Origin of the sequence: Streptomyces sp. NPDC059989 (assembly GCF_042736975.1) — a bacterium.
In the GTDB taxonomy this organism is placed as follows: Bacteria; Actinomycetota; Actinomycetes; order Streptomycetales; family Streptomycetaceae; genus Streptomyces.
In genome coordinates, this window is record NZ_JBHWUO010000052.1 from 3,472 (window position 1) to 25,470 (window position 21,999).

The 21,999-nt window shown below is 68.1% G+C and carries 14 protein-coding genes and 1 pseudogene; 3 read left to right on the top strand and 12 right to left on the bottom strand.

Annotated elements, in window-relative coordinates; all coding sequences use genetic code 11:
• Positions 1-326: 326 nt before the first annotated feature.
• A complete protein-coding gene (locus ACFWBN_RS32370) occupies positions 327-749 on the bottom strand; it encodes a hypothetical protein (protein WP_385182835.1) in 423 nt (140 codons plus the stop codon).
• 428 nt (positions 750-1,177) lie between these two features.
• Between ACFWBN_RS32370 and ACFWBN_RS32375 the strand changes: the two are divergent.
• Positions 1,178-1,998 (top strand): annotated as a pseudogene (locus ACFWBN_RS32375) (hypothetical protein); the annotation flags it as partial.
• 44 nt (positions 1,999-2,042) lie between these two features.
• Here ACFWBN_RS32375 and ACFWBN_RS32380 read toward each other — a convergent pair.
• The 11 genes from ACFWBN_RS32380 to ACFWBN_RS32430 form a co-directional block, all read right to left on the bottom strand.
• On the bottom strand, positions 2,043-3,218 hold the full coding sequence (locus ACFWBN_RS32380) for a TfuA-like protein (protein ID WP_385182838.1): 1,176 nt from the start codon (positions 3,216-3,218) through the stop codon (positions 2,043-2,045).
• Between the two features lie 3 nt (positions 3,219-3,221).
• Positions 3,222-4,469, bottom strand: a complete 1,248-nt coding sequence (locus ACFWBN_RS32385) for a YcaO-like family protein (protein ID WP_385182840.1) — start codon at positions 4,467-4,469, stop codon at positions 3,222-3,224.
• 184 nt (positions 4,470-4,653) lie between these two features.
• Positions 4,654-5,847, bottom strand: coding sequence for a cytochrome P450 (locus ACFWBN_RS32390; RefSeq protein WP_385182843.1), 1,194 nt, complete (start codon positions 5,845-5,847; stop codon positions 4,654-4,656).
• A gap of 61 nt (positions 5,848-5,908) precedes the next feature.
• Entirely contained in the window at positions 5,909-6,595 is a 687-nt protein-coding gene (locus ACFWBN_RS32395; RefSeq protein WP_385182846.1) for a phytanoyl-CoA dioxygenase family protein, read from the bottom strand.
• Positions 6,592-7,275: a phytanoyl-CoA dioxygenase family protein gene (locus ACFWBN_RS32400; RefSeq protein WP_385182848.1), complete on the bottom strand. Its 684-nt coding sequence runs from the start codon at positions 7,273-7,275 to the stop codon at positions 6,592-6,594. Before ACFWBN_RS32400 ends, ACFWBN_RS32395 begins: the two co-directional genes overlap by 4 nt.
• On the bottom strand, positions 7,262-8,071 hold the full coding sequence (locus ACFWBN_RS32405) for an aldo/keto reductase (protein ID WP_385182851.1): 810 nt from the start codon (positions 8,069-8,071) through the stop codon (positions 7,262-7,264). Before ACFWBN_RS32405 ends, ACFWBN_RS32400 begins: the two co-directional genes overlap by 14 nt.
• Positions 8,072-8,078: 7 nt before the next feature.
• Positions 8,079-8,939: a radical SAM protein gene (locus tag ACFWBN_RS32410; RefSeq protein WP_385182854.1), complete on the bottom strand. Its 861-nt coding sequence runs from the start codon at positions 8,937-8,939 to the stop codon at positions 8,079-8,081.
• Positions 8,936-10,117: a radical SAM protein gene (locus ACFWBN_RS32415; RefSeq protein ID WP_385182856.1), complete on the bottom strand. Its 1,182-nt coding sequence runs from the start codon at positions 10,115-10,117 to the stop codon at positions 8,936-8,938. Before ACFWBN_RS32415 ends, ACFWBN_RS32410 begins: the two co-directional genes overlap by 4 nt.
• Positions 10,118-10,343: 226 nt before the next feature.
• Entirely contained in the window at positions 10,344-10,694 is a 351-nt protein-coding gene (locus ACFWBN_RS32420) for a hypothetical protein (RefSeq protein ID WP_385182859.1), read from the bottom strand.
• 244 nt (positions 10,695-10,938) lie between these two features.
• Positions 10,939-13,962 (bottom strand): BTAD domain-containing putative transcriptional regulator, encoded by a 3,024-nt coding sequence (locus ACFWBN_RS32425; protein WP_385182862.1) that lies wholly within the window; start codon positions 13,960-13,962, stop codon positions 10,939-10,941.
• 397 nt (positions 13,963-14,359) lie between these two features.
• A complete protein-coding gene (locus ACFWBN_RS32430; RefSeq protein WP_385182938.1) occupies positions 14,360-17,392 on the bottom strand; it encodes a glycine--tRNA ligase in 3,033 nt (1,010 codons plus the stop codon).
• A 1,021-nt stretch (positions 17,393-18,413) separates the two neighbouring features.
• Between ACFWBN_RS32430 and ACFWBN_RS32435 the strand changes: the two genes are divergently transcribed.
• Positions 18,414-20,609, top strand: a complete 2,196-nt coding sequence (locus ACFWBN_RS32435; protein ID WP_385182865.1) for a peptidase domain-containing ABC transporter — start codon at positions 18,414-18,416, stop codon at positions 20,607-20,609.
• Positions 20,597-21,925 (top strand): condensation domain-containing protein, encoded by a 1,329-nt coding sequence (locus ACFWBN_RS32440; protein WP_385182868.1) that lies wholly within the window; start codon positions 20,597-20,599, stop codon positions 21,923-21,925. The genes ACFWBN_RS32435 and ACFWBN_RS32440 overlap by 13 nt, the downstream gene beginning before the upstream one ends.
• The last annotated feature ends 74 nt before the right edge of the window (positions 21,926-21,999 follow it).

Consider the following 21,999-nt stretch of genomic DNA (forward strand, 5'->3'; position numbering starts at 1 on the left):
ACCCCCGATATCTCCCCCATCGTACGCGTCGGCCGCGTCTGTTGTGTAAAAGCCCCCGGGGGGGCACCACCCCCTCTGGGCGCTTTTGGGGCCCACCTTGACCCGGTCAAGGTGCGCCACAAACGCATCGGCGACGCAGCTGATTGACGCCGACGTGATCGGGCGCGACGGCTTCCGACGGACACTCGAACGCGTCCGACTCGAGGTCGCCCGGCTAACCCCACAGTGGACTTCCGTGGAGTAGCGCCTGCGGCATTCGTCGTCGGCGTCACGCGGATGGCCTTCTGACGAGCTTTCCTCCGGTCTGCTGGCCCATTCCCAAGGTGTCATCTTGTGGTGCAGACATCGATGCCGCCCGCCCACCGGGATTTGGGCAGGGCCTTGTCGTTCATGTGCTCTCGGAGCGACAGGGCCGTCTCCGTGTGGAACGGAGGAAGGCTTGTTGCCGCCAACGCAGCGGAACGGGGCAGGTCCTGAGGGTGGAGCGGCCTCGGGGCGGTCAAACGATGCTGTTCAGCCGGCCAGCGGAGCCAGCCGTTCAAGCAGCTCGTCACGTGATTCCGTTCGGCCTGCTCCAGCTCACGGAGCACATCGCTGCGGACGGTGGCCCATGTCGGTGGGAGCAGGTGGTGGAGGAACTCGGGAAACCTCGCCTCTAGGCCGAGCTTGCGCTCGGAGATCTGGGCGACGCTGACATCGATGCCGGCCAGGAAATCCGTTATCCGCCGGGGCTCGTCGGCCGTGAGCACGGTGGGCGCCGCCAACTTGCTTGTGTGCTGGAGCATCTGCCATCAGGCCCAATCACCGTCGATACGCTGGTGATGCCGGGTCGCTCCTAGAAGCAACTATACGAAAGCGGTCCCCTTCGCTGCAAAACCCCCACGTCAGAAAGTGTCGACCCCGCGCCTGCGGGGACGAGACGGCTGCGGCGGAGGCTCTCGAAGCGTCCCCAGACCGCGCGGTACGCCGGCCTTCGCCGACGGCGAAGGAGACGGCCCGCGGCCGCACCGCCCGTGACCTGAAGCAGTTCCTGGGGGACCGCGTTCAGGATGTCGAAGGAGGAACCGGAACCGGAGCCGGCCCGGACCGACGCCCCGGCCGAGCAGCGACCTCCGGCGCAACGCCCCGAGAGGACGAGGCACACCCCATCGCGGCGCGCCACCACGAGACGGATCCCACGGAACCGCGGCCCGCCGTACCTGCGGCCTCCCCACGCCTGCCCGGCACCATGGCGACCCTCAGCGCGCCACCGAACTGCGCCGCACCTTCCCCTCCTTCCCGGCCCCGCCGTCCCATGCCGACCTCGCCGGGACCTGGTGGGGTAACGCCTGGGTGCGGGCGCTGGAGGAAGGCACGCTGGACGCGAAGCGGCTGGCTCGCGGGCGCGGGTACGCCGAGCAGGGACAGGTGGATGCCATCACCGTGACGCCGGGGCTGGTCCTCGCCTACGTGCAGGGGAGTCGGCCGCGGCCGTATCGCGTGCTGCCGGGGCCCGGCCAGCTCGAACCCCCTTGCACCGGGACTTCGAGCACCCCTGCAAGCACGCGGCCGCCCTCTGCTACCAGACCGCGCGGCTGCTGGACGCCGACCCGTTCGTCCTGCCTTTGCTGCGCGGTCGCGGGGAACGCGAGGTGCTCGACGCACTGACCAGCAGCCACCCGTGTACCCGGGCGTGCCCGGCGGACCCGACCCCTTCACCTTGGACCAGCTCGCCACGGACGCCGCCGCCCGCGCCCACGCGATGCTCGCCACCGGACACGACCCGGTCGGCGAACTGACCCTCTGGCAGGATCGGTACGCCTCGCCGCCGCCCCGGCCCCGGCCTGACCGCGTCCACCCGCGCCCTCTGCGCCCGCTGATGCCGTCAGCCGCACACCGGGCGACCTGGCCCGCGCGGTCGCCGCCTGGCGCCAGGGCGGCCCGGAGGGGCTGGCCGTGCTGGAGGAGCCCTGGGATCCTCCAGCCGACCGTTTCGACCGGGCCAGACCGCTGCTCCTGCCGCCGGCCTCCGTCGGTGTCGCCGCTCGGCGGTCCCGAGGGTGTCAGGACCGGGCGAGAGTCAAGTCGTGACAGGATTCCTCGATCCAGCTGAGGGGGACCCCGCTGGGCAGAGCGTCGTCACGCAAGTCGGTTGTCAGCGCGTCCCAGTTGTCATAGCCGTGGGCCTTCGCTATCGAGTCCCTGACCCTGGTCTCATGCGGAGGTGTCACCTCCGTTCTGCTCGTCTTGTGATCCTTCAGCCGGTGAACCGCATGCCACAGCATCACTTCCGTCTCGAACTGCCTGAATTGATGAATCTTGTCCATCAGGTTTGCGGACAGTGACGGAATGTCCAGGAAGAGGCGTGCGAGAGCTGGCTCGACCGAGGGATTTCGGGACAGCTTCGAATCGCTCCCGGTGTTCAGTCCTGCGAAATCGAGCTGTCCGGCCAGCAGGAACCGGATGTATTTCTGATACCGGCCGGTTCCGAAGATGAACGGAGGGAGTGACAGATCGAGTTCTTCACGGCTGTGGCCGAGAAGCGGGTCGTGCGAGGCGTATCGGGGCCCTTGGCTGAATCGGCGGCCGTTGCCATCGGCAGGTGCCCCGTCGGGCAGGAGCGAAAGAAAGCGAACAGCCCTCAGCGCGTCCACCCTCTTGATGTCGACGGAGGCTGCGACTTCACCTATCACGCCACTCGGGTCATCGATCCCGGCTTTCTTGAACAGAAGCCGCCAGACCCGGTCGGGATAGTACGATTCGGCGGCGACCCGGTGAAGCTCCACACTCTGGGACCGGGTGATCAGCTTCAGACCGTACAGCTTTCTGATCGCCGCACGGATATTGACCAGGGCGACGCTCACCGCCGAGTGGTCGTCGTCGGGATCCGTCGCGACCACCACGGGGTCGTCCGAATCGAAGAGGCCGGACCGGTACATCCTGTAGACGGCTCCGACACCGTGGACGCCAACGGGCCAGCATTCCGCGGCCCGTATGGCCCCCATACTGGACGCCCCGACGATCTGAGCGCCGTCGCGAGCCACCTCGACGACCTCTCGCGGTGACACCGGGAGCACCTGCGAAAATGATCCGTCGATGATGAGGATCCGAGAGCTTCCGATTTCTCTGGCCCGGTAGACGTCGCCGCGTTTCGCGGGGGGAAGGACGTGCGCCTGCGGCATAAGGGCCCGTGCCTCGCCCGGCGGCAGGGACGGCCCGGTGAATATGGTGGTTCTCATGGCTCAGATCACCGATTCCAGCAGGCGGAGGGTAGGGGTTCGCGAACTCTCGCCGTAGGGAGACGCGAGGCCCGGAATCAGGACACGAACCACCGGCACGCCGAGATCCTCGCGGGTAAGTTCTGTCACCAGGCACTTTTCGTGTCCTGCGTCCCGCAGCCGGCCGACGACCGTGTGTATGTTCTGCAGGATGTTGCCGCTGCCGTCCTTGGCCTGCGGGAACGCCAGGGAGCCGGGGTTCCGGTAAAGAGAGTCGATCCGCTTCAGCTCGGCCGGCCTGCGTCTGGCGCGCCCGGTCTCGAACACCTCTCGCGCGCCCGTGGCGAAGCTGGCGTGACCTTGGCACGCCTCGGTGAGAGCGCGAAGCAGCGCCCGTTCGGGCTGGAGGTCGGCCCCGTACCCGGGGAAGTAGGTCAGCTTGCCCTCCTGCCCGAAGTAGCCGTCGTCGAAAAGGACGACCCGGATGACCGGAACGTCGATCACGTTGGTCAGATCCTGTATCCGGACAACCAGACCCTGACCGGTCAGCGCGTCGATGAACTCCTTCGCGGTTCCGGCTGGAACCGACTCCGGGGATATGACCCTCAAAGGTCGACGAGGAGAGAAAAGCGGGTCGTGGTGAGCGGAGTAAAACGCTTCCTCCGACACCGCGTCGCGCTCGACAAGCTCACAGACCGCGTGGAGGACCGCCTCTGAATACGTATTCCCGGAGGCGAGCCCGTTGGTCTCGATCCGCGCCGTCATGCCTTCCGTGGAGGGATTGAGGACGAGGTCGGTCGGTACCAGATGATGGCCCCCCTGCGCCAGGTCGTACGCCCCCGTCCAGGAGAAAACGGCGTCGGGCCGGTACGTCGTGTCCTGCGGCAGGCTGAAGTCCTCCGGGTCGACCGCAGCGGCGGGAGCGAGTTCCTTGTAGGAACCCCTGACGATCCGGAGGGCCGGAATTTCCTCGGCCGAGACTCGCTCGATCGCCTCCATGACGGCGCTGAGCTTCGCCGCGATCGGCGTCGCCCCCTTTCCCGCGCTCACCGTCAGGTCTTTGGCCAGAGGGGTCACGGCCGACCACACGGGGGAGCTGATGTAATCCAGGGGGGTGGTGTCGTACACGCGCGTGACGGGGACGCGAGGCAGCAGTGGTTTCAGGGAGTCCCACGTCTCCTCGAAACTTCTGGTGTGTCCGGCCTTCGTGCTTTCCGCATCAGGCTGAAAGCTGTCCGGGCGAAGGGCTGTCAGGCTGTCCGGTTTGACCATGATCGTGATGCCTTATCTGGAAGCGGGGATCGATGGGAACGCGGACCACCGCGCGGCGCTTGCGTTTCAGGAGCCGGCGGAGCGGGCCGGAGAGGGGCGACGGTCGCCGGTCCATGCGGCCCTGCCGGCGCTCGTCACGGCACAGGGGACCGCGACGGCCCGGTGCGTGCCCCTGCGGCCTGCCTCAGGCGTCCCGCGTGACCACGAGGTCGTCGGCGAAACGCGCCCCGAAGTCCCCCTTCCACACCGCGGTCAGCCGAGGCAGCTGCTCCAACAGGCCTGCCGACGCGAGTTGCAGCATCATCTCCCTCATGACCTGCCGCGTGAGTCCGGCGGCCAGACACGCGTGCCGGCCCCGCCCGAAGGCGACATGGCGAGCCCCGGTCCTGTCCGCACGGAAGGTGCCCGGGTCGGCGAACCGCCTCGGGTCGCGGTTGGCTGCCACGAGTACGAGGACCACGCGCGACTCGGCCCGTACGGTGTGACCGTGCAGGGTCAGATCGGACAGCGCGCGCCTGGTGGCCAAGTGGAAGGGCGTGGCAAGCCGCAGCGCCTCGTCCACGGCCCCGTCGACGTCTTCCTTGAGGTCGACGGCGGCGCTCTCCGGGCCGGTCAACGCCTCCAACAGGCGTGCGACAGCCGCCGCGGTGGGTTCCAGCGCGCCACTCACCAGCTGGGCGTATATCGCGGTCGCGTCCAGAAGATCCAACGTCCCGTCGGACAGAGCGCGGCTCAGCGCCGAGGCGAGGACCCCCCGGGGGACCGCGCAGCGCTGCGCGACGAGCCCGGTCAGCTCGTCCACGGCCTCTTCCGCGAGCCGCCCGATGGCGGGGTCGTACGTCTCGATCGGCCCGACGGCCAGGATCCGGGTGGCGCAGTCGGCGAGCTGTGCCAAGCCGTCCGTATCCTCGTCCAGGAGATCGCTCAGGCCGGCTGCCAGAGCCGGCCTGACGACATCGGCGAACAGCCTGTCGGGCGTCACCGTGGAACTGGTCGCCGCGATGGAATCCGCCATCGCGGCGACCATCTGCCGAACGGCGGCGGGCGTGAACAGCGGCAGGAGCAGACGCCGCATACCGGTGTGCCGCGGCGGATCGGAGAACACGGGCCAGCGGTCGATGAACTCCGTCACCCGCCAGTAGGTGTTCTCCTGCTCTTCCGTCAGCGAGGGCGGGCAATAGGTTTCCACCTGGGCGCCGAGCCGGGGATCAGGGAGAAGTTCGTACACGTCGTCGTATCGCGTCACGTACCACGTGTTCGTGATCGCGTCCCAGTGCACACCGTGCGACTCACGCAGTTCGTCGAACCACTTGACCGGTTCCGCTTCCCGGTCCGTCGGGATCTGCGGCACCGTGGTCTCCGCCGTTACGTTGTCCATCACAAACCAACCCGTTCAATTCACGCGCTTCTTGAGGCTGACGTAGTACCGGGGGAGGGGGTTACAGGAGAGATCGGTCGGCGAGCAGATAGCTCGTCAGCTCCTGTCGCGCTTCTGCCGACTGCGGCACGGCCGCATACGTCGTGGTGATCTGCCGCCGCTTGTCGGCACCGCCGAACGACGCATGGTAGGAGTGCGGATCGAAGGCGATGAGGTCACCGGGGGAGGAGCCGACGGTGAAGGCCGGCACCTCGGCGGGCCGCATCCCGAGGCGACGCAGCGGGTTCTCCATCTCGGCGGCGAACGAGTCCCAGCTCCCGCCTCTGCGGTGGGTGCCGGGAATGAAGCGCAGCGCTCCGGTGTCGCCGTCGAGCGGCTCCAGATACTGGACTATCTTGAGGAGCCGGAGAGCGCGGTGGTTGCCGTCCCGGTGCCAGTAGGTGGCACCGTTGTAGCGGACTCCGTCGCCGCCGACATAGACGACGTCCGTGCCCAGCAGCCTCCGTGCCACCCCAGGACACCGGTCGTCGGCCAGGAGCACCTTCTGGAGCACCGCGCTGCGCTCGGCGATCCGGGCGACGCCCGCACGCCCCTGCCGGCCGACCTGCGGGAAGTTCTCGAAGACGTCTTCGAAGGCGTCGGCGACGGCCGCCACGACGTCGTTCTGCACGCCGCGCAGGTGAAGGAATCCGAACGTCCTGAAGCGGGTGACCTCGGCGTCGGTCACCGACAAAGAGGTGAGTCTCATCCGATTGACACCGATCCGGAGACGTAGCGGTTGAGGAAGTAGCGACGCGTGTCGCGCTGCTCGGTCTCGGTCGCCGGGTCACCGACACAGTTGAACGCCAGCTGCCGTCGTATGCCGCCGTGCCATGCCGAGTGCAGGACGTTCGTGTCGAAGACGATGACGTCGCCGGGCTGGGACTCGACGACCACCGCCGGAACGTCGCCACCGGTGAGACCGAGGTCCTCCCTGTGCCTGATGACGTGCTGGGTCGGTTCCCCGAGCCAGCCGTTGTCGGCTCGATGCGAACCGGGAAGGAAGCGCAGGGCACCCGTGTCGTGCGCGGTGGTGTCCAGGTACAGAGCGAAACGCAGGAACGGCGTGGTGTAGAAACCGTCCGAGTGCCAGTACGAGTCGCCGACGAGCGCGTTGGCATCGCTGGTGATGACCTGGTGGTTGCGTTCGAAGAACGCCCCGCAGATCGCGTCCACCCACGCCGATCCGGAGACCAGCCCCAGCTCGGGCATCTCGTTGAGGGCGTCGAACCTGGTGACCCTCTCGTTCGGCGTACCGTCAGCCGGCAGATCGATCAGCCGGCCGAAAGCACGATGCAGTTCCTCCACGGTGTCCGCGGCGGCTCCCCGGAGGTGGGCGAATCCGAACACCCGCAGCTGCTGCGCGACCTCCGCCTCATCGAGTGACACGGGACCGCCCGGGTGCGGAGTGCCGAGCAGCGGACGTGAGCCGGGCCGGCCCCGCCTCGTAGCCATCCAGCTGCTCCTCGGTCCGAGGGCCGATGACCACGGCTTCGGGGCGGTAGATCTCGTGAATCTCGGAGATCCTGGCGGCGATCGCCTCCGCCCTGCGCTCGGGCGGTACCGCCCGCAGCCGAGAGCCGCCCGAGAAGAGACTGCGGACCACGAGACGGTAGTCGGCGAGGAGGCGCGTCACGTTCGTGTCCTGCGGATCCAGCTGGTCCGCCTCGCACATGACCACGCTGCCGGCGGGCAGCCTGCCGGCGATCTGAGGCAGACTCACGTCCGGCAGGAGCACACTGACGCCCACCAGATCCGCCTGCCCCGTCTGTGAGCAGTGCCTTGCGAACCCGGCCAAGTCGATGTCCGACAGCCGCCTCGGCTCTGGATTGTGCACGAAGGCGACCTCGACGTGGTCGCGCCCGAGCCGCTTCAGGCTTCCCTGCAGCGACTTGGCCATTCCTTCCAGGCTGTAGTCCAGGGTGGGCAGGGGAGTGGTGGTGTCGATCCCGACCTTGGTCCAGACCGACGCGTCGCGGGGAAGGTGCGCGCCGAGGTCCTCCTCCGCTCTCCCGCGGGCATACACGGGCGAGGTGTCGAACGTGGTGAAGCCCCGAGCGATCGCGCCCTCGACGAACTCCCGGCCCTCGTCCGCGTCGCGGCCCAGCACCATCAGGCCGTTGAAGGACCCCGAGCAGCGCATGGTGCCGATCACCACGGACGGCTGATCCTGCATCGTGTTCATGGACAACTCACCCTTCCTGGGATTCCGAACGGCAGATCGCCATGCAGGCCAGACCGGTGGCCGGTGGTTCGCAGAACGACTGCTCGAGCGCTTCGCGGATCTCCTGCCGTGCCGCGAAGACCGACACCTGCTGAGAGCTGTCGTAGGGGCAGCGGCGCAGGAAGCCGTCCGCGGACAGGTACAGCCGCGCGGACTGGCAGGACCGGACGACCGGGCCGCGCAGCCACTCGTGGTAGTCCGACACCACTGTCCTCAACTGCTCCGACATGCCGAAGAACGTTTCGATCAACGCCAGGTCGCGCTTGAGGTGGGGATTCTCGAAACGGAACGTCGACGACGGCAGCAGCGGGCTGACCTCCACCGGGACATCGGCCGTCTCGACCACCGAGACGATGGCCTTCAGGTCGGCTTCGTCCAGCTCGTATGCGGTGACATGCAGGCTCGCCCGACGGTGTCCCAACGCCTCGAAGACCTTCGGCGTCGAGGAGATCGTCCGGCCGGTGCGGCCGATCTCGTCCGCTCTACGGCTGTCGGCGGAGACCGTGACGTGACTGAGCATGCCGGCGACTCCGGCGATGGCATCGAGTCGCGGGCCGGTCCTTGCGGCGGTGACCACCGAGGTGCGGAAGCCGAACTGGACTGCGACACGCACGAGTTGACGGAACTCCGGGTGGTCGGTCGGCTCGCCGCCGGACAAGCACAGCTCGTCCACGCCGAGTTCGTGGAGCCGAGACAGTGCCCGGGCGTAGGTGTCGAGGCTCAGGACGTCGCGTCCGACATCGGCCCGAAAGCAGAACCGGCAGTTCACTTCGCAGTTGTCGGCGGTCGAGACGAGCACTCCCCGGAGTGCTCCGAGGCTGTCGGTCACTGCAATCCCGTCTGGTCGGTGAGGGCGAGTTCGAGACCGACCTGGAAGAAGTCGCACATCTGCGGATCGGGCTCGGGGTTGTTCCGGAGCGAGACGTCGTTGCGGGACGGACCACCGCAGACGGCGGCGGCGGGGCACTCTCCGCACTCCTTCGCCGGCAGGAGGTTCTTGGCGGCTCCCGCCAGCAGCTCAGGCTGCTCCCGAAGCTGACTGATCGGGAAGACGAACGACTCGTCGCGCCAGTTCAGGTCGAGGATGGAGATGCGCCCGCGGGACAGCAGGGCCGCGTTCAGGCCGCCGTCCTGCTGGATGTGCTCGTACATTTTCGGCAGGCGGGTGTCCAGGGCCTGATAGATGCGGTCGAGCGAGGAGAACAGCATGGCACCGCGGGACAGCGCCAGAAGCCGCGAACGGAACACCGCGCGGCACAGCGCCTCGCCGTCGACGTGCCAGCGGCCGGAGATCGGGATGGGGGTGTTGACGTAGATGAAGTTGATGCCGAGGGACAGCACGTACTCGACGGTGTCCGGCAGGTTGCTCACATTGATCGGCGTGGGGGTGAGGTTGCAGCCCACGTGCACCCCGGCATCGATCAGCCGCTGGATGTTCCGGTGGATCCGCTTGTCCGCAGGCTTGCCCGACAGCAGGAACCGCTCGACCTGGTTGTCGTCCGGAGCCCCGTCGAAGGACACGCCCACGCCGTACTTGAACTTCTTGAAGTGCTCGATCATGGGGTCCTTGATCAGGACACCGTTGGTGACGACGGTGAACTGCACACGCCCCACGCCGTACTTCTCGGCGAGTTCGAGAGCGTACTCGTCTCCGTACTGCATCAGGTCGAACCGGGTGGTCGGCTCACCGCCGAACCACTGAATGGTGACCTCGTCCTGGCCGGCGTTCTGCTCGAAGAGGTACTCGAGCCCTTCGCGGAGGTCGGGGATGGTGATGTCGTCGGCGCCCGTGTTGGTGTCCACGAAGCAGTACGTACAGGTCATGTTGCAGCGGTCGGTCACCACGATGCGGTATCCGCTGATCCGCGGCGGCTTTCCGGTCATGCCCAGCCTGTTGATCCGGTCGAAGATCAGATCACGCTGAGGTGCGGCCGGCGGCTCGGGAGTGAAGCCCAGCTGCTTCATCTCCGCCAGAATCCGGGGCTCGTTGTCGCGGATCTGCTTCATCTCGTCGGCGGTGAGACTCGCGCTCCCCAGGGAGATGGGATCGAAAACAATACCCTCCGCCCCCTGAGTGACAAGCAAATACTTGTTCCAGAGTCGATCGGCATCGTTCGTCACGGTGAACTCCTAAAGAAACGGAACCAGCCATGCGTCGAATCGAACCGCACGGCGAGAAGCCCGCTGCGGTGCCACCGTTGCTTGCCGATGGCACCGCAGCAGGAGGGAGCGATTAGTCTTCTTGCGCGATGTTCGCGTCCGTCAGGACACCCTGAACGATCTCGGTGTAGTGCTTCTTGAGATGCTCGGTGTTCTCGGACGTCGCACCGTCGGCGAGGACGATGATGCCGGGCAGCGACGGGTTGGGCGCCATGAGAACGATGCCCGGCGGGTCAAGGCTGATCGCCATGACGGCGTCCTCGACCGGCACCCACTCGATCCGCTCCTTGACGGCGTCCATCACGCTGACCTGCTTGGTCTTGAAGTCTTCGCGATCGCCGAACCACACGCCCGACTTACCGCGCGACCCCACGGCGTCGGCGTAGATGAGGTGGTTGTCCTTCTGTTCGCGAGGTTTGGGCATTAAAACGCCTCCTAAGAAAGGGTCACATTCGGTCCGCGCTGCCCCGGAGCTGAATCACTGATTGCTCCACGGCTTTTTGGCGCATATTGCGACCGCTGACGCCCACTCTCGCACGCCGGGGAATATGCGTGGTCCATCCCCGGTATATTCGACGTGTGCCTCGCCTATTCGGCATTCCCGCTCCAGGCGAGGGGATTTCAGCGACGTGACGCGATGTGCCGATATGGGTCGGCGACCGGTACCGTCACGGTTGGTCCGTCGGTGCGGAGCCGCCCGGCAGATGATCGAGAATCCGGCGGATCTCGTTGGCATCGGGCAGGCCGAGACCGGTGAAGAGCGCGTGCGCCTTGCGCAGCTGGACGCGGGCGGTGTCGATGCCGCCGCGATCGGCCTCGGCCCGGCCCAGGACCATCAACGCGTAGGCGTGGTCCCGCACGGCTCCGATCTGCTCGCACCGGACCACGGCCTCGGTGGCGTACCGCACCGCCTCGTCGTACCGCCCTGTCCTGCGGAGTGTTTCGGCGAGCCGGTACAGGGCGTGGGCCTCGCGCCCCCAGATGCCGGCGGACCGACAGACCGCGAGGCACTCGGTGTAGCGGGCGATGGCGTCACCGAACCGCTCGTGTTCGTGCAGTGCCAAAGCCAGCACGTACAACGCGTAGGCGACCCCCGGAAGGTCGCCCATGGAACGCAAGGTCACCAGCGTCGTCTCGCAGGCCGGTATCGCCTGGGCGGCCCGGCCGCTGCGCACGCGGGCGAGCGCCGCGTTGATGGTGGTCGCCGCCTCGCCGGACCTGTGGCCGAGGACGCGGGCGAGTGTGATCGCCTCGTCGAAGCACGCCACCGCCTCGTCGTACCGATGCAGAAACATGACCGCCACACCGAGGTTGTTGAGCGCCTGCCGGAGTATGACCGTGTCCTTCGTGTTCCTCGACGCTGTGACGGCCAGGCGCGCGTGCTGCTCGGTGTCGGACGGGCGGGTGGCCTGCAGGGCGATGCTGCTGCACAGCAACTGCGCCCGGCCCAGAACCCGTTGGTCGCCCCTGAGCTCGGCCTCCCGCGCGAGCTCCAGTGCGGCGGACCGCAGCCCCTCGAACCGGACGTCGGCGCAGAAGGGGCTGACCGCGATGAGCAGGTCGACGGCGGTCCGCAACTGGCCGTCGTAGGGATCCGTCCGCCGGCCGACGGTGTGCAGCGCGGCCGCCGTCACCAGTCCGATCTCGCCGGTGATCCAGGAACGCGCCGTGTGGACGTCGTCGAAGTGCAGCCCCTTGGACCGCAGCGCGCCGAGGGAGTTCGCCACCGGGTCTCCGGGCACGGCCTGCGCGAAGGCGTTGCACGCGGTGGCCAGCAGGTAGTCGAGCAGCCTGCCGAAAGCCTGCCGGGTATCGTCCTGGTGTTCCGGTTCCGCGCGCTGGGCGAAGGCGCGGAGCAGGTCGTGATAGCGGTAGCGGCCCGGTTCGGGGGACTCCATCATGGCGGCGTCCACCAGGGCTTCCAGCAGTTCCTCCGCCGTCTCCTCGTCCGTCGCGAGTGCGGCCGCGGCCACCGGCAGACCGAAGTCCAGGGACCCCGGGGCGGCGAGCAGCCGGAAGGCGCGAGCCTGCTCGGGCGGCAGTTGCCGGTAGCCGAGTTCGAAGACCGCGTGGATCGACACGTCGCCCACGCGCAGTTCCTCGATGCGTCGCTGCTCGTTGGCGAGCCGGGCGGTCAGTGTCGCGATGGCCCACCGCGGCCGGGACGCCAGCCTGGTGGCCACGATCCGGATGGCCAGCGGCAGGAGTCCGCACAGCCGGAGCAGTTTGAGGGCCTGTTCCCGTTCCGCGTCGAGCCGTTCGGCGCCGATGACCGCGGCGAGCAGCGAGAGGGCCTCGTCGGGCCTGAAGGTGTCCAAGCTGAGCTGTTGGGTGACCGGCAGACCGAAGAGACGGGACCTGCTGGTGATGATGACTCCGCAGCCGGCCGATCCGGGCATCAGGTCCAGGACCTGCGAGGCGTCACGTGCGTTGTCCAGGACGATCAGCACCCTGTGGCCGTCCAGCATCGAACGGAAGAGTTTGGAACGGTCTGCGAGGGTGTCGGGTACGGCCTCGGCGGCGACGCCCAGCGACAGCAGGAACCCCGTCAGGACGCCGACGGGGTCGGCGGGGTTGTCGTCCGCTCCACGCAGATCGGCGTAGAGCTGCCCGTCCGGGTAGGCGTGCCGTACGCCGTGGGCTGTGAACAGGGCCAGTGAGGTCTTCCCGATCCCGCCCATCCCGGCTAACGCCACGACGGTCGGCGCTCGCCGTCCGGGCGTCGTCAGCAGGGTGTGCATGTCGCTGACGGCGTCGGTGCGGCCGGCGAAGTCGGGCAGCAGCGGCGGAAGCTGTGCCGGAACGGGCAGCAGTTCCCGGCCCCGGGCGGCCGCGGGGAGGGGCTCGGCCGCCTTCGGTTCCTCGGCCGCCTTCGGTTCCTCGGCCGCCTTCGGTTCCTCGGGCACCGCGGGTTCCTCGACGGCCGCTATGGAGAGTGCCGGATCGTTCTCCAGGACCTGCCGGTAGGTGGCGGTCAGCTCAGGCCCGGGATCGATGCCCTGCTCCTCCAGCAGCAGCTTCCTGACACTGCTGAACACCGCAAGCGCGTCGGCCTGTCTGCCCGCCCCGTAGAGCGCGCGCATCAACAGGCCGTACGGACGCTCGCGCAGGGGGTGCATGGCCGTGAGGTCCGCCAGGTCGGGAATGACCTGGCGATGGCGGCCGAGGGCCAGGTCGAGGTCGCAACGTTCCTCCAGCAGAGCGATGCGAAATTCCTCGAGCCGGTCACGCTGCCGCATGGCGAAGGGTCCGGGCACTCCGGCCAGAGTCTCTCCCTGCCACAGGTCGAGTGAACGGACCAGCCGGTCGCGCGCCTCCTCCAACCGGCCCGAGGCACGTGCCTGCGCCGCCTCACGAGTGAGCGTTTCGGCCTGCCCCACGTCGAGCGAGGACGGGGGGACGACCAGGCGGTAGCCGTCGCCGACCGACACGAGCACGCTCGGCGTGGAGCGGTCCGGTTCCAGGAGTATGCGCAACTGCCAGGCGTAGGTGCGGATCGTGGTGGTGGCCTTGCTGGGGGGCGTGGGACCCCATAACGCGTCCACCAGCTGTGCCTTCGACGCGGTGTGCCCCGGTCGCAGGAGCAGGACCGCCAGCATGGCCCGGAGCTGGGGTGGACCGAGGCGCAGTTCCGCGTCGCCCCGGTATGCACGGACCGCCCCGAGAACGGCGAAGAGCAGTTCTTCCGTCACCTCGCCAGGGCCCTCCCTGCTCGACCATTCCGAACGCCTTCGTCATGGTCACCAACCCACCGTGGGGAGCGGTTCACGCTTGGATCGATCACCTGTGCGCGGGTGGCCAGCCGATGGCGGTCGGCGAGTGATCATCCTATCAGCCACGCCGGTTCGCCCTCGAAAATGCGCATACAACGTGAGCCGCCGGGATTGCGGGGGCAGGGGAGACCGGCTCCGGGGAGGACATGCGAACGGCCGGCACGACGTGCTCGCCGTGCCGGCCGAAGTGCCCTGGACACCGCTCCGGTCGCGTGACCGACCGGTGCACGGAGCCGTGGCGGGTCACTGACCCGACACATGAGCGGGTGCCCGTACGGGCACCCGCTCATGAACCGTCAATGGTCGGCCGGACCTCTCAGGCCAGTGACTCCCAGTCGACGATGCCCTCCGCGAGGTCGCGCACTCCGGCGAGCAGGCCCAGCCTGTTGGCCCGGACTGCGGGGTCCTCGGACATCACCAGGACGTTGTCGAAGAAGATGTTCACCGCGTCGACCAGCTCGCCCGTCTGCGCGGTGAGGCGGACGAGCGAGGTCTCCTCGTCGAGGACATGCCGGCACTTGGCCAGGGCAGCGTGCAGAGCCTGCTCGGCGGGCTCATGGAGCTGCTCGGGGTCGTACACCGCCTCCAGCCCGGCCGGCACGATGCGCCGTACCCGCTGGAACGCCGCAAGAACGGTGGCGAACCGGTCGTCACCCTGCAGGCCTTCCAGCTCCTCCAGGGTCCGCGTGGCCAGCCGCGGCGAGTCGCCGCGCACCAGCACCGCGCGGACGTCGGTGGTGGAGTGCCCCAACTCGATCAGCTGCTGCTCGAAGCGGCGCAGCACGAACTGGGACGCGTCCTCCAGATGCTTCTGCTCGACCGTGACGGCCTGATGCTCCGCCGCGATGGCCAGCGCCTGGCCGAGCCTGATCGCGGCCAGCTCGCTCCTGCTGAGGAGGATGTTGACCACGCCCAGCGCGGAGCGGCGCAGCCCGAACGCGTCCGAGCTGCCCGTGGGTTCGGCCCCGATCGCGAAGAGCCCGACCAGCAGATCGAGCCGGTCCGCCAGGGCCAGCAGAGCCCCCGGCAGGGTTTCGGGCAACGTGTCGCCGGCGGAACGCGGCAGTTCGTTCTCGTAGAGGGCCTGTGCCACCGCCTGGCTCTCGCCCGCGCGCACGGCGTATTCGCGCGCCATGATGCCCGCGAGGCTGGACAGTTCGGTGACCATCTGGGAGCCGAGGTCGAACTTGGTCAGGGCCGCGGCCCGTTCCAGGACGTCGTGGTCCGTGCCGGACAGGCCGATGACCTTCGCCAGCCGGAGGGCGATGGCCGAGATGCGGTCGGCGCGGTCCGCCATGGAGCCGAGACGCTCCTCGAACGTGAGGAGGTGCGTCTTCTCCCTCATCTCGCTCAGCGGGGTCTCCAGGTCCGCCTTCCAGAAGAAGGAGGCGTCCTCGTACCGGGCGCGCAGCACCGCCTCGTTGCCGTGGCGGACGATGTCGTGGTCGCACGTTCCGTTGGCCACCGCGACGAAGTGGGGCAGCATGCTGCCGTCGGCATCCACCACGGGAAGGTAGCGCTGGTGCTTGCGCATGACGGTGACGAGGATGTCCGCGGGCAGCGTGAGGTACTTCGGGTCGAAGTTCCCGAGGATCGGGGTGGGGGACTCGACCAGGTTGGTGATCTCGTCGATCAACGCGCCGTACTGCTCCGTCTGGATGCGTCCGCCCACGGCCTCGGCGAGTCGCGCCGCGCCGTCCACCACGAGGCTCCGCCGCTCCGCGGCGTCCGCGAGGATTCCGTGCTCCTTCAGAAAGGGCAGGTACCCGTCTGCCGTCGGCACCTGCGCCGTGGGAGGCACCGCGTCACGGTGAACCTGCGTCGTACGTCCCGACGTCAGGCTGGACACCGTGAAAGGGACGACCTGCTCTCCCAGCAGAGCCATGATCCAGCGGATCGGACGGGTGAAGGAGAGCCGCGGAGCGTTCCACCGCATGTTCTTCTCGGAGCGAAGGCCGGTCACGACCTCCGAGAGGAGAGCGGAGAGGACATCCTCGGCCGAGCGCCCGACGACCTGCCGAATGAGGGCGACGTGCTCGTTGGCCCCGACGGTGACGCGACCGAGGTCCGCCGGTTCGGCGCCGTTGCTCCTGGCGAAGCCGATGGCCGCCTTGGTGGGGTTTCCGTCCGCGTCGAACGCCGCCGAGACCCGGGGCCCGCGCACGGTCTGTTCGTAGTCGGCCTCGCGGGCTTCCACGCCGAAGACGGTGGCCACCACGCGTCGGGGGCTGGCGTCGACCCTGATCTCACCGTGTCCCAGCCGGGTCGCGCCCAGTTTCTCCGTCAACGCGGTGCGCACCGCCTGCGAGGTCCGGGTGACCTCGGCCGGCGGCATTTCCTCCACGCCGATCTCGACCACGAGGGTGGCCGCCCCCGGCTCGGCCGGCGGGGCCACCGTGCTCTGCTCGGGCCCGACGGGTTCCGCGGCCGCCGCCCGGTCCGGAGCCTCGCTCACTGCGGTGTCGGCCGGGGCGGAGTCGCTGCTCGACACGCGGCCCAGGGGGAAGCGGAGTTCCTCGCGTCGCGCGACCCACAACTCGGCGACCTCGTGGGCCAACCCGCGCATCCGGGCGAAGGAACGTGCCCGCTCCGTGGTGGAGATGGCGCCCCGCGCGTCGAGCACGTTGAACGCGTGCGAGCACTTGAGGACGAAGGAGTACGCGGGGACGGGAAGACGCACGTCGAGCATGCGGCGTGCCTCGCCCGCGTAGGCCTCGAAAAGGCTCCGCTGGGTCTCCAGGTCGGCCTCGTCGAGGTAGTAGCGGCTCATCTCGTACTCGGCCTGGCCGAACGCCTCGCCGTAGGTGACACCCGGCGCGTACGTGAGGTCCTTGAAGTGATTGACGCCCTGAAGCGCCATCAGGATGCGTTCCAGGCCGTAGGTGATCTCGACGGACACCGGGTCGAGGGTGATGCCGCCTGCCTGCTGAAAGTATGTGAACTGGGTGATCTCCAGACCATCGAGCCATACTTCCCAGCCGAGCCCCCAGGCGCCCAGGGCCGGGGACGCCCAGTTGTCCTCGACGAAGCGAATGTCATGTGCGGCCGTGTCGATGCCCAGGGCCTGCAGACTGCCCAGGAAAAGCTCCTGCGCGTTTCCGGGCTCAGGCTTGAGGATGACCTGGAACTGCGTGTGGGTCTGCAGCCGATTCGGGTTCTCGCCGTAACGTGAGTCGTCGGGCCGGACGCTCGGTTCCACGTATGCGACACGCCACGGCTCCGGTCCCTGGACCCGCAGGAACGTAGCAGGGTTGAGCGTGCCCGCACCCACCTCGGTGTTCATGGGCTGAACGACCAAACACCCGTGTTCGGTCCAGTACTTGTTCAGCACCAGCAGTGCTTCTTGCATCGTCAACACCGAGATCATTCCTCCACGGGTGGCACACACTCAGAGCATCTCCCGGCTGAGACTCAGGAGACCATGGCCTGGGTGAGTGTACCCATCAGGGCGTTTCCGCTCGGCGTCGCCGGGGAGCCAACGGGCGCCACGGCCCGGCCAATTGTGACTGTCCGAGCGGGCCGGCCGGTGTTCCCCCGAGTGGCCGAGACCTGTCGGCGGCCGTCGCCGCGGCCCCGTCGTCGTCGGCCGCGTCCCGCCGGCCGGAGGTGCGCGCGCCCGGCGGCCGAACGGGCGGGAACTCGAAAATATGGGGAATCCACTAGTCTTTCCGGGCTGCCGTTCTGCCAGTCGATTCTCATGCGACCATGAGTGCGGACGTTTATGCGAAACTCTTCCCTTCTTGCCCCATCCCATTCAGTTCGCGGTGTAGGCGGGCGGGAATTCGTAGGCGCTGTGGATTGAGCATAATGCGGACGGTGAATCGAGGCTTGACCGATCGGATGATGCTCTCTATGGTTCAGGCGTTCGGTCATCCGGACGTGAAGTGAATGCATTACATCCCCTGTGCTTCCTCTTGTCAGGTGGTTCGGTGCCTGTAGTGGATTTCATCCGGGCATCGCTTTTCGGTGATTTCTTGGTGTGGCTCGACACCGTTCTCTGGTTACAGAATCCGATCCACGGACGCGAAGAAGCCCCTGCGAAAGAGAGAAGTCATGGAAAACTTCGACGACATCGACATTTCCGACCTGTCGGAAGAGGAGCTGGACGACATCGTCGGCGGCCAGTTCGGGATTTCCCCCACCTGCGTCATCTGACGATCTGAAGTCCGCGGTCCGTCTGCCGAAGAAGCCTGCGCTTCTTCGGCGGACGGGCCGGCGGCTCACGTCCGGACGTCTCGTCGCGGGCGGACCGGCCAGTGACTCACAACGGGAGGGGACTCATGCCTGGCGATTCGCGTTTCAACGCCGAGGCGCTCGAACACCATCGCAGGAGCGATGGCCTTGGACCGGTCTTCGGTCACGCTCCAGCCGTGACCCGGCCCACGGGAGCAGCCGAGCGGATGACGGCGGTCCGCGAGCGGTTCAGGCGACGCACACGCGGAGCGCGGCTGCAGCTCTGCTTCCAAACCCAGGTCAGCGACTGCGGTCCCGCCGCTCTCGTGACCGTGCTGCGCCACCACGGCGTGGACGTGTCCCTCGACGAGATCCGCGCGCGTGCAGGTTCCGGACGCAATGGCGCATCGGCCCGCACCCTCCTGGAGATCGCCCGCGAATACGGCGTCAAGGGCCGCGGCGTACGCGCCGGCACGGAAGCCCTGGCCCGGCTGTCCCCCGGTTCGATCCTGTTCTGGAACTTCAACCACTTCGTCGTCCTGGAGGGAGCCGGCAAAGATCATGTGGATGTCATCGACCCTGTCCATGGACGCCGTAGGCTCACCATGGCAACGGTCGCCGAGTCCTTCACGGGCGTGGCCCTGGAGTTCGAGCAGCCGCTCGAAGCCGACTCCGGCCGGCGCCGACGCGGCAGTGAACTCCTCGGCCCCTGGCACCGCTTGCGGCAGTTTCTGCCGCACGGCCGGGAACTGGCGCTGATCCTCGCCTCCTCCGCCGGACTCATGGCCTTCGAACTCGCCCTGCCGCTCACCGCCGGATTCCTGGTCGAACGCGTCCTCGGCAACCGGCCCACCGGCGGAGCGTGGACGGCCTGCGCCCTCCTGGCCGGTCTGGTCGTCCTCTACTTCTCCTTGTCCGTGGCGCGATCGTTTCTGGTCACCAGGCGCCAGGCCGTCATCGAGAAGCGGCTCACCCTGGGCATCGTCGGGCACATGGCGGACCTGCCCTACGACTTCTTCACCGTGCGCAACTCCGGTGATCTCGCGCTACGGGTCCGCACCAGCAACGTGCTCGTCCAGGTCCTGAGCCTCACCGCGGTCTCGGCCGTCTTCGACAGCCTGCTCATCGTCGTCTATCTGATCGTCATTGCCGTCGCGAACCCGCTCCTGTCGCTTCTCGTCACCGTGCTGGTCGTCGTGCACACCGCCATCCTCGTTCTGACCTGGCGCCGGCAGACCGGACTGAGCCAAGAAGTCCTCGAACGCCAGACCAAGGCCCAGGAGGAACTGGTGGAGATGCTGGAGAGCATCACCACGCTCAAGGCCGCCGGCATGGACGGCCGGGCGGTGGAGCGCTGGTCGCACACCTTGGTCCATGAGGTCAACAAGCGTCTGAGCGCCCGCCGCAACCTCGCCCTGTTCGCGTCCCTCAGCCGCACGCTGCAGTTCGCCGCGCCCCTGATCGTGCTGGTCGCCGGGATCTGGCTGGTCCTGAGCCACCGCTACTCGCTCGGCGAGGCCATGGGCTTCATGACACTGACGATCGCCCTGTTCATCCCGCTGGAAGGCCTCTTCGACGCCGGCTCCCAGCTGGCCGCGGTCCGGCCCACCGTCGCCAAACTCGACGACGTCCTGCGAGCGGCCCCCGAACCGCGGGGCGCCTTCGCCGAGACCGGCGTGGCCAGGCCTGGCCGGATCAAGGCCGAAGCGGTCGGCTTCCGCTATCCGGGAGCTCCGCGGCCCACCCTCGACGGCGTCAGTTTCGAACTCGAACCAGGGCAGTTCATGGCCATCATCGGCCGTTCGGGCTCCGGGAAGTCCACCCTCGGCATGCTGCTGGCCGGACTGTACACACCCACCGGCGGGACCCTGACCGTCGACGGCACCGATCTGGCCGAACTCGACCGGCCCACTTACCGGCGGCGCATCGGCTACGTCAACCAGAACGCGCACCTCTTCGGCGGCACCATCCGGGACAACATCCTCTTCGGCGGCGACGACATCAGCAAGTCGGATCTGATCACGGCGGTCGGGCTGGCGCACATCCACGAGGAGATCGAAGCCATGCCCATGGGGTACAACACCCTCGTCGCCCCCGGCGGCCACGGTCTGTCGGGCGGACAACGCCAGCGGATCGTGCTGGCCCGGGCGCTGGCGAAGAAGCCCGAACTGGTCATCCTGGACGAGGCGACCAGCGCCCTCGACCCGGTTCTCGAGGAATCCATCATGCGGGGGCTGCTGGACGCGGGAATCACCGTCGTCGTCATAGCCCACCGCCTGACCGTGATGGACGAGGCGGACCAGGTCGTCGTCATGCGTGACGGGCGCATCGTCGAGGCGGGTACCCCCGCCGTCCTCAAGGAGAGCGGAACGGAGTACCTGTGCCTGGCCTGACTGCCCCACGGGCTGGTACCCCGTTCCCCCTGACCTACGAGCAGGAGTGGTTCCACACCAAGACCCTCTCCAGCGGCTGGTCCCACAAGAACACTCAGCTCGCGTTCGAGATCCTGGGCGGCCTCGATACGGACGCCCTCGCTGCGGCCGTACGCGCCTTCGTGGTCCGGCACGACGCCCTGCAGCTCCAGATGGATCCGGTGCCGGGCCCGCACCCCCTGCAGTGGACCCGGGGCATCGAGGCCGAGGAGGAAGTCGTCCGACGGGTGAAGGTGAAGGCCGCCTCGCCCGCACAGTTCTCCCACTACGCTTCGGCCCTTCTGTCCCGCGACTGCGTCACCCCGTGGTCGTACGGCACACAACGGCCTTTCGTCATCAGGCTGCTGCGCTACGACGAGAACCACCACGCGCTGCTGGCCACCTTCCAGAACCTCGTCTTCGACGGCCGGGCCCATCACCTCTTCGGGCATGAGGTCTGGCGCGACTACCAGACCCTGCGCGACGGCGGATCCCCGCCGGACACGGCCCCCTCGTTCGCCGACGCGGCGGTCCGGCAGCGGGAGCGGACGAGCGAGCGGCTGCGAGAGCAGGCGCAGGCGAGCTGGCGAGAACGCCTGGCCTTCATGACCCGCGTCTCCTGGCCCCGTACCGGCCCCGCCGGGGCCGACCCTGCGGAAGGAGGCGTGGTGAGCGCGGAACTGCCGGCCGCGACGGTCACGGTGCTGCGTGATCTGTGCGCCGAGTTCCGCTTCACCGTCCTGCAGTCGGCGGTCGGGTTGTTCGTCACCGCACTGGCCGCTCGAACCGGCATGTCCGAAGTGGGACTGTGGACCTCGATGGACTCGCGTGCGTCCCGGGACATGGACGTGGTGGGCATGTTCGCCGGCTCCTGCCCACTGACCCTGCGCGATGCCGGCGCCGACGCCTTCTCCGTGCGGACACAGGTGCGTGATCAACTGCTCAACGGGCTCCGGCACCAGAGGCTCGACGCCGGGGACCTCACCGCGCTGACCCGGGAGGCGGAGGAGACCGGCGGCGCACGCGTCAGCCGCGACATCTACGTCAACCTGCGCCGGTTCGAAGGGAACTCCGCGGTCGCGGACGGCATCGGCGGTCTGCGGATCACGGCTGACGCCTACCCGCTGCACCGGATCACCTTTCGTGACACCTTCGCACTTCACCTCCGGTGCACCGAGTTCCGCGACCGCCTGTGCATCGACCTCCTCTACGACGGGCACCGAGCCGACCGCCCGCTGGCACGGTCGGTCCTGGAGGACATGCTCGCCGGTCTGGCGGCCACCGGCCCCGCCGGATGACCGGGCGAGAGCCGTGAGGGCCGTCCGCCTCCCCGCCTTACCCGATTCCGTCCCACGCCCCCCAGCAGAGAAGG

Excerpts from the sequence above, each read along its gene's own strand:
- ACFWBN_RS32380 (WP_385182838.1), bottom strand. The coding sequence starts at position 3,218 with ATGAGAACCACCATATTCACCGGGCCGTCCCTGCCGCCGGGCGAGGCA.
- ACFWBN_RS32385 (WP_385182840.1), bottom strand. The coding sequence starts at position 4,469 with ATGGTCAAACCGGACAGCCTGACAGCCCTTCGCCCGGACAGCTTTCAG.
- ACFWBN_RS32390 (WP_385182843.1), bottom strand. The coding sequence starts at position 5,847 with ATGGACAACGTAACGGCGGAGACCACGGTGCCGCAGATCCCGACGGAC.
- ACFWBN_RS32395 (WP_385182846.1), bottom strand. The coding sequence starts at position 6,595 with ATGAGACTCACCTCTTTGTCGGTGACCGACGCCGAGGTCACCCGCTTC.
- ACFWBN_RS32405 (WP_385182851.1), bottom strand. The coding sequence starts at position 8,071 with ATGAACACGATGCAGGATCAGCCGTCCGTGGTGATCGGCACCATGCGC.
- ACFWBN_RS32415 (WP_385182856.1), bottom strand. The coding sequence starts at position 10,117 with ATGAAGCAGATCCGCGACAACGAGCCCCGGATTCTGGCGGAGATGAAG.
- ACFWBN_RS32420 (WP_385182859.1), bottom strand. The coding sequence starts at position 10,694 with ATGCCCAAACCTCGCGAACAGAAGGACAACCACCTCATCTACGCCGAC.
- ACFWBN_RS32430 (WP_385182938.1), bottom strand. The coding sequence starts at position 17,392 with ATGCAAGAAGCACTGCTGGTGCTGAACAAGTACTGGACCGAACACGGG.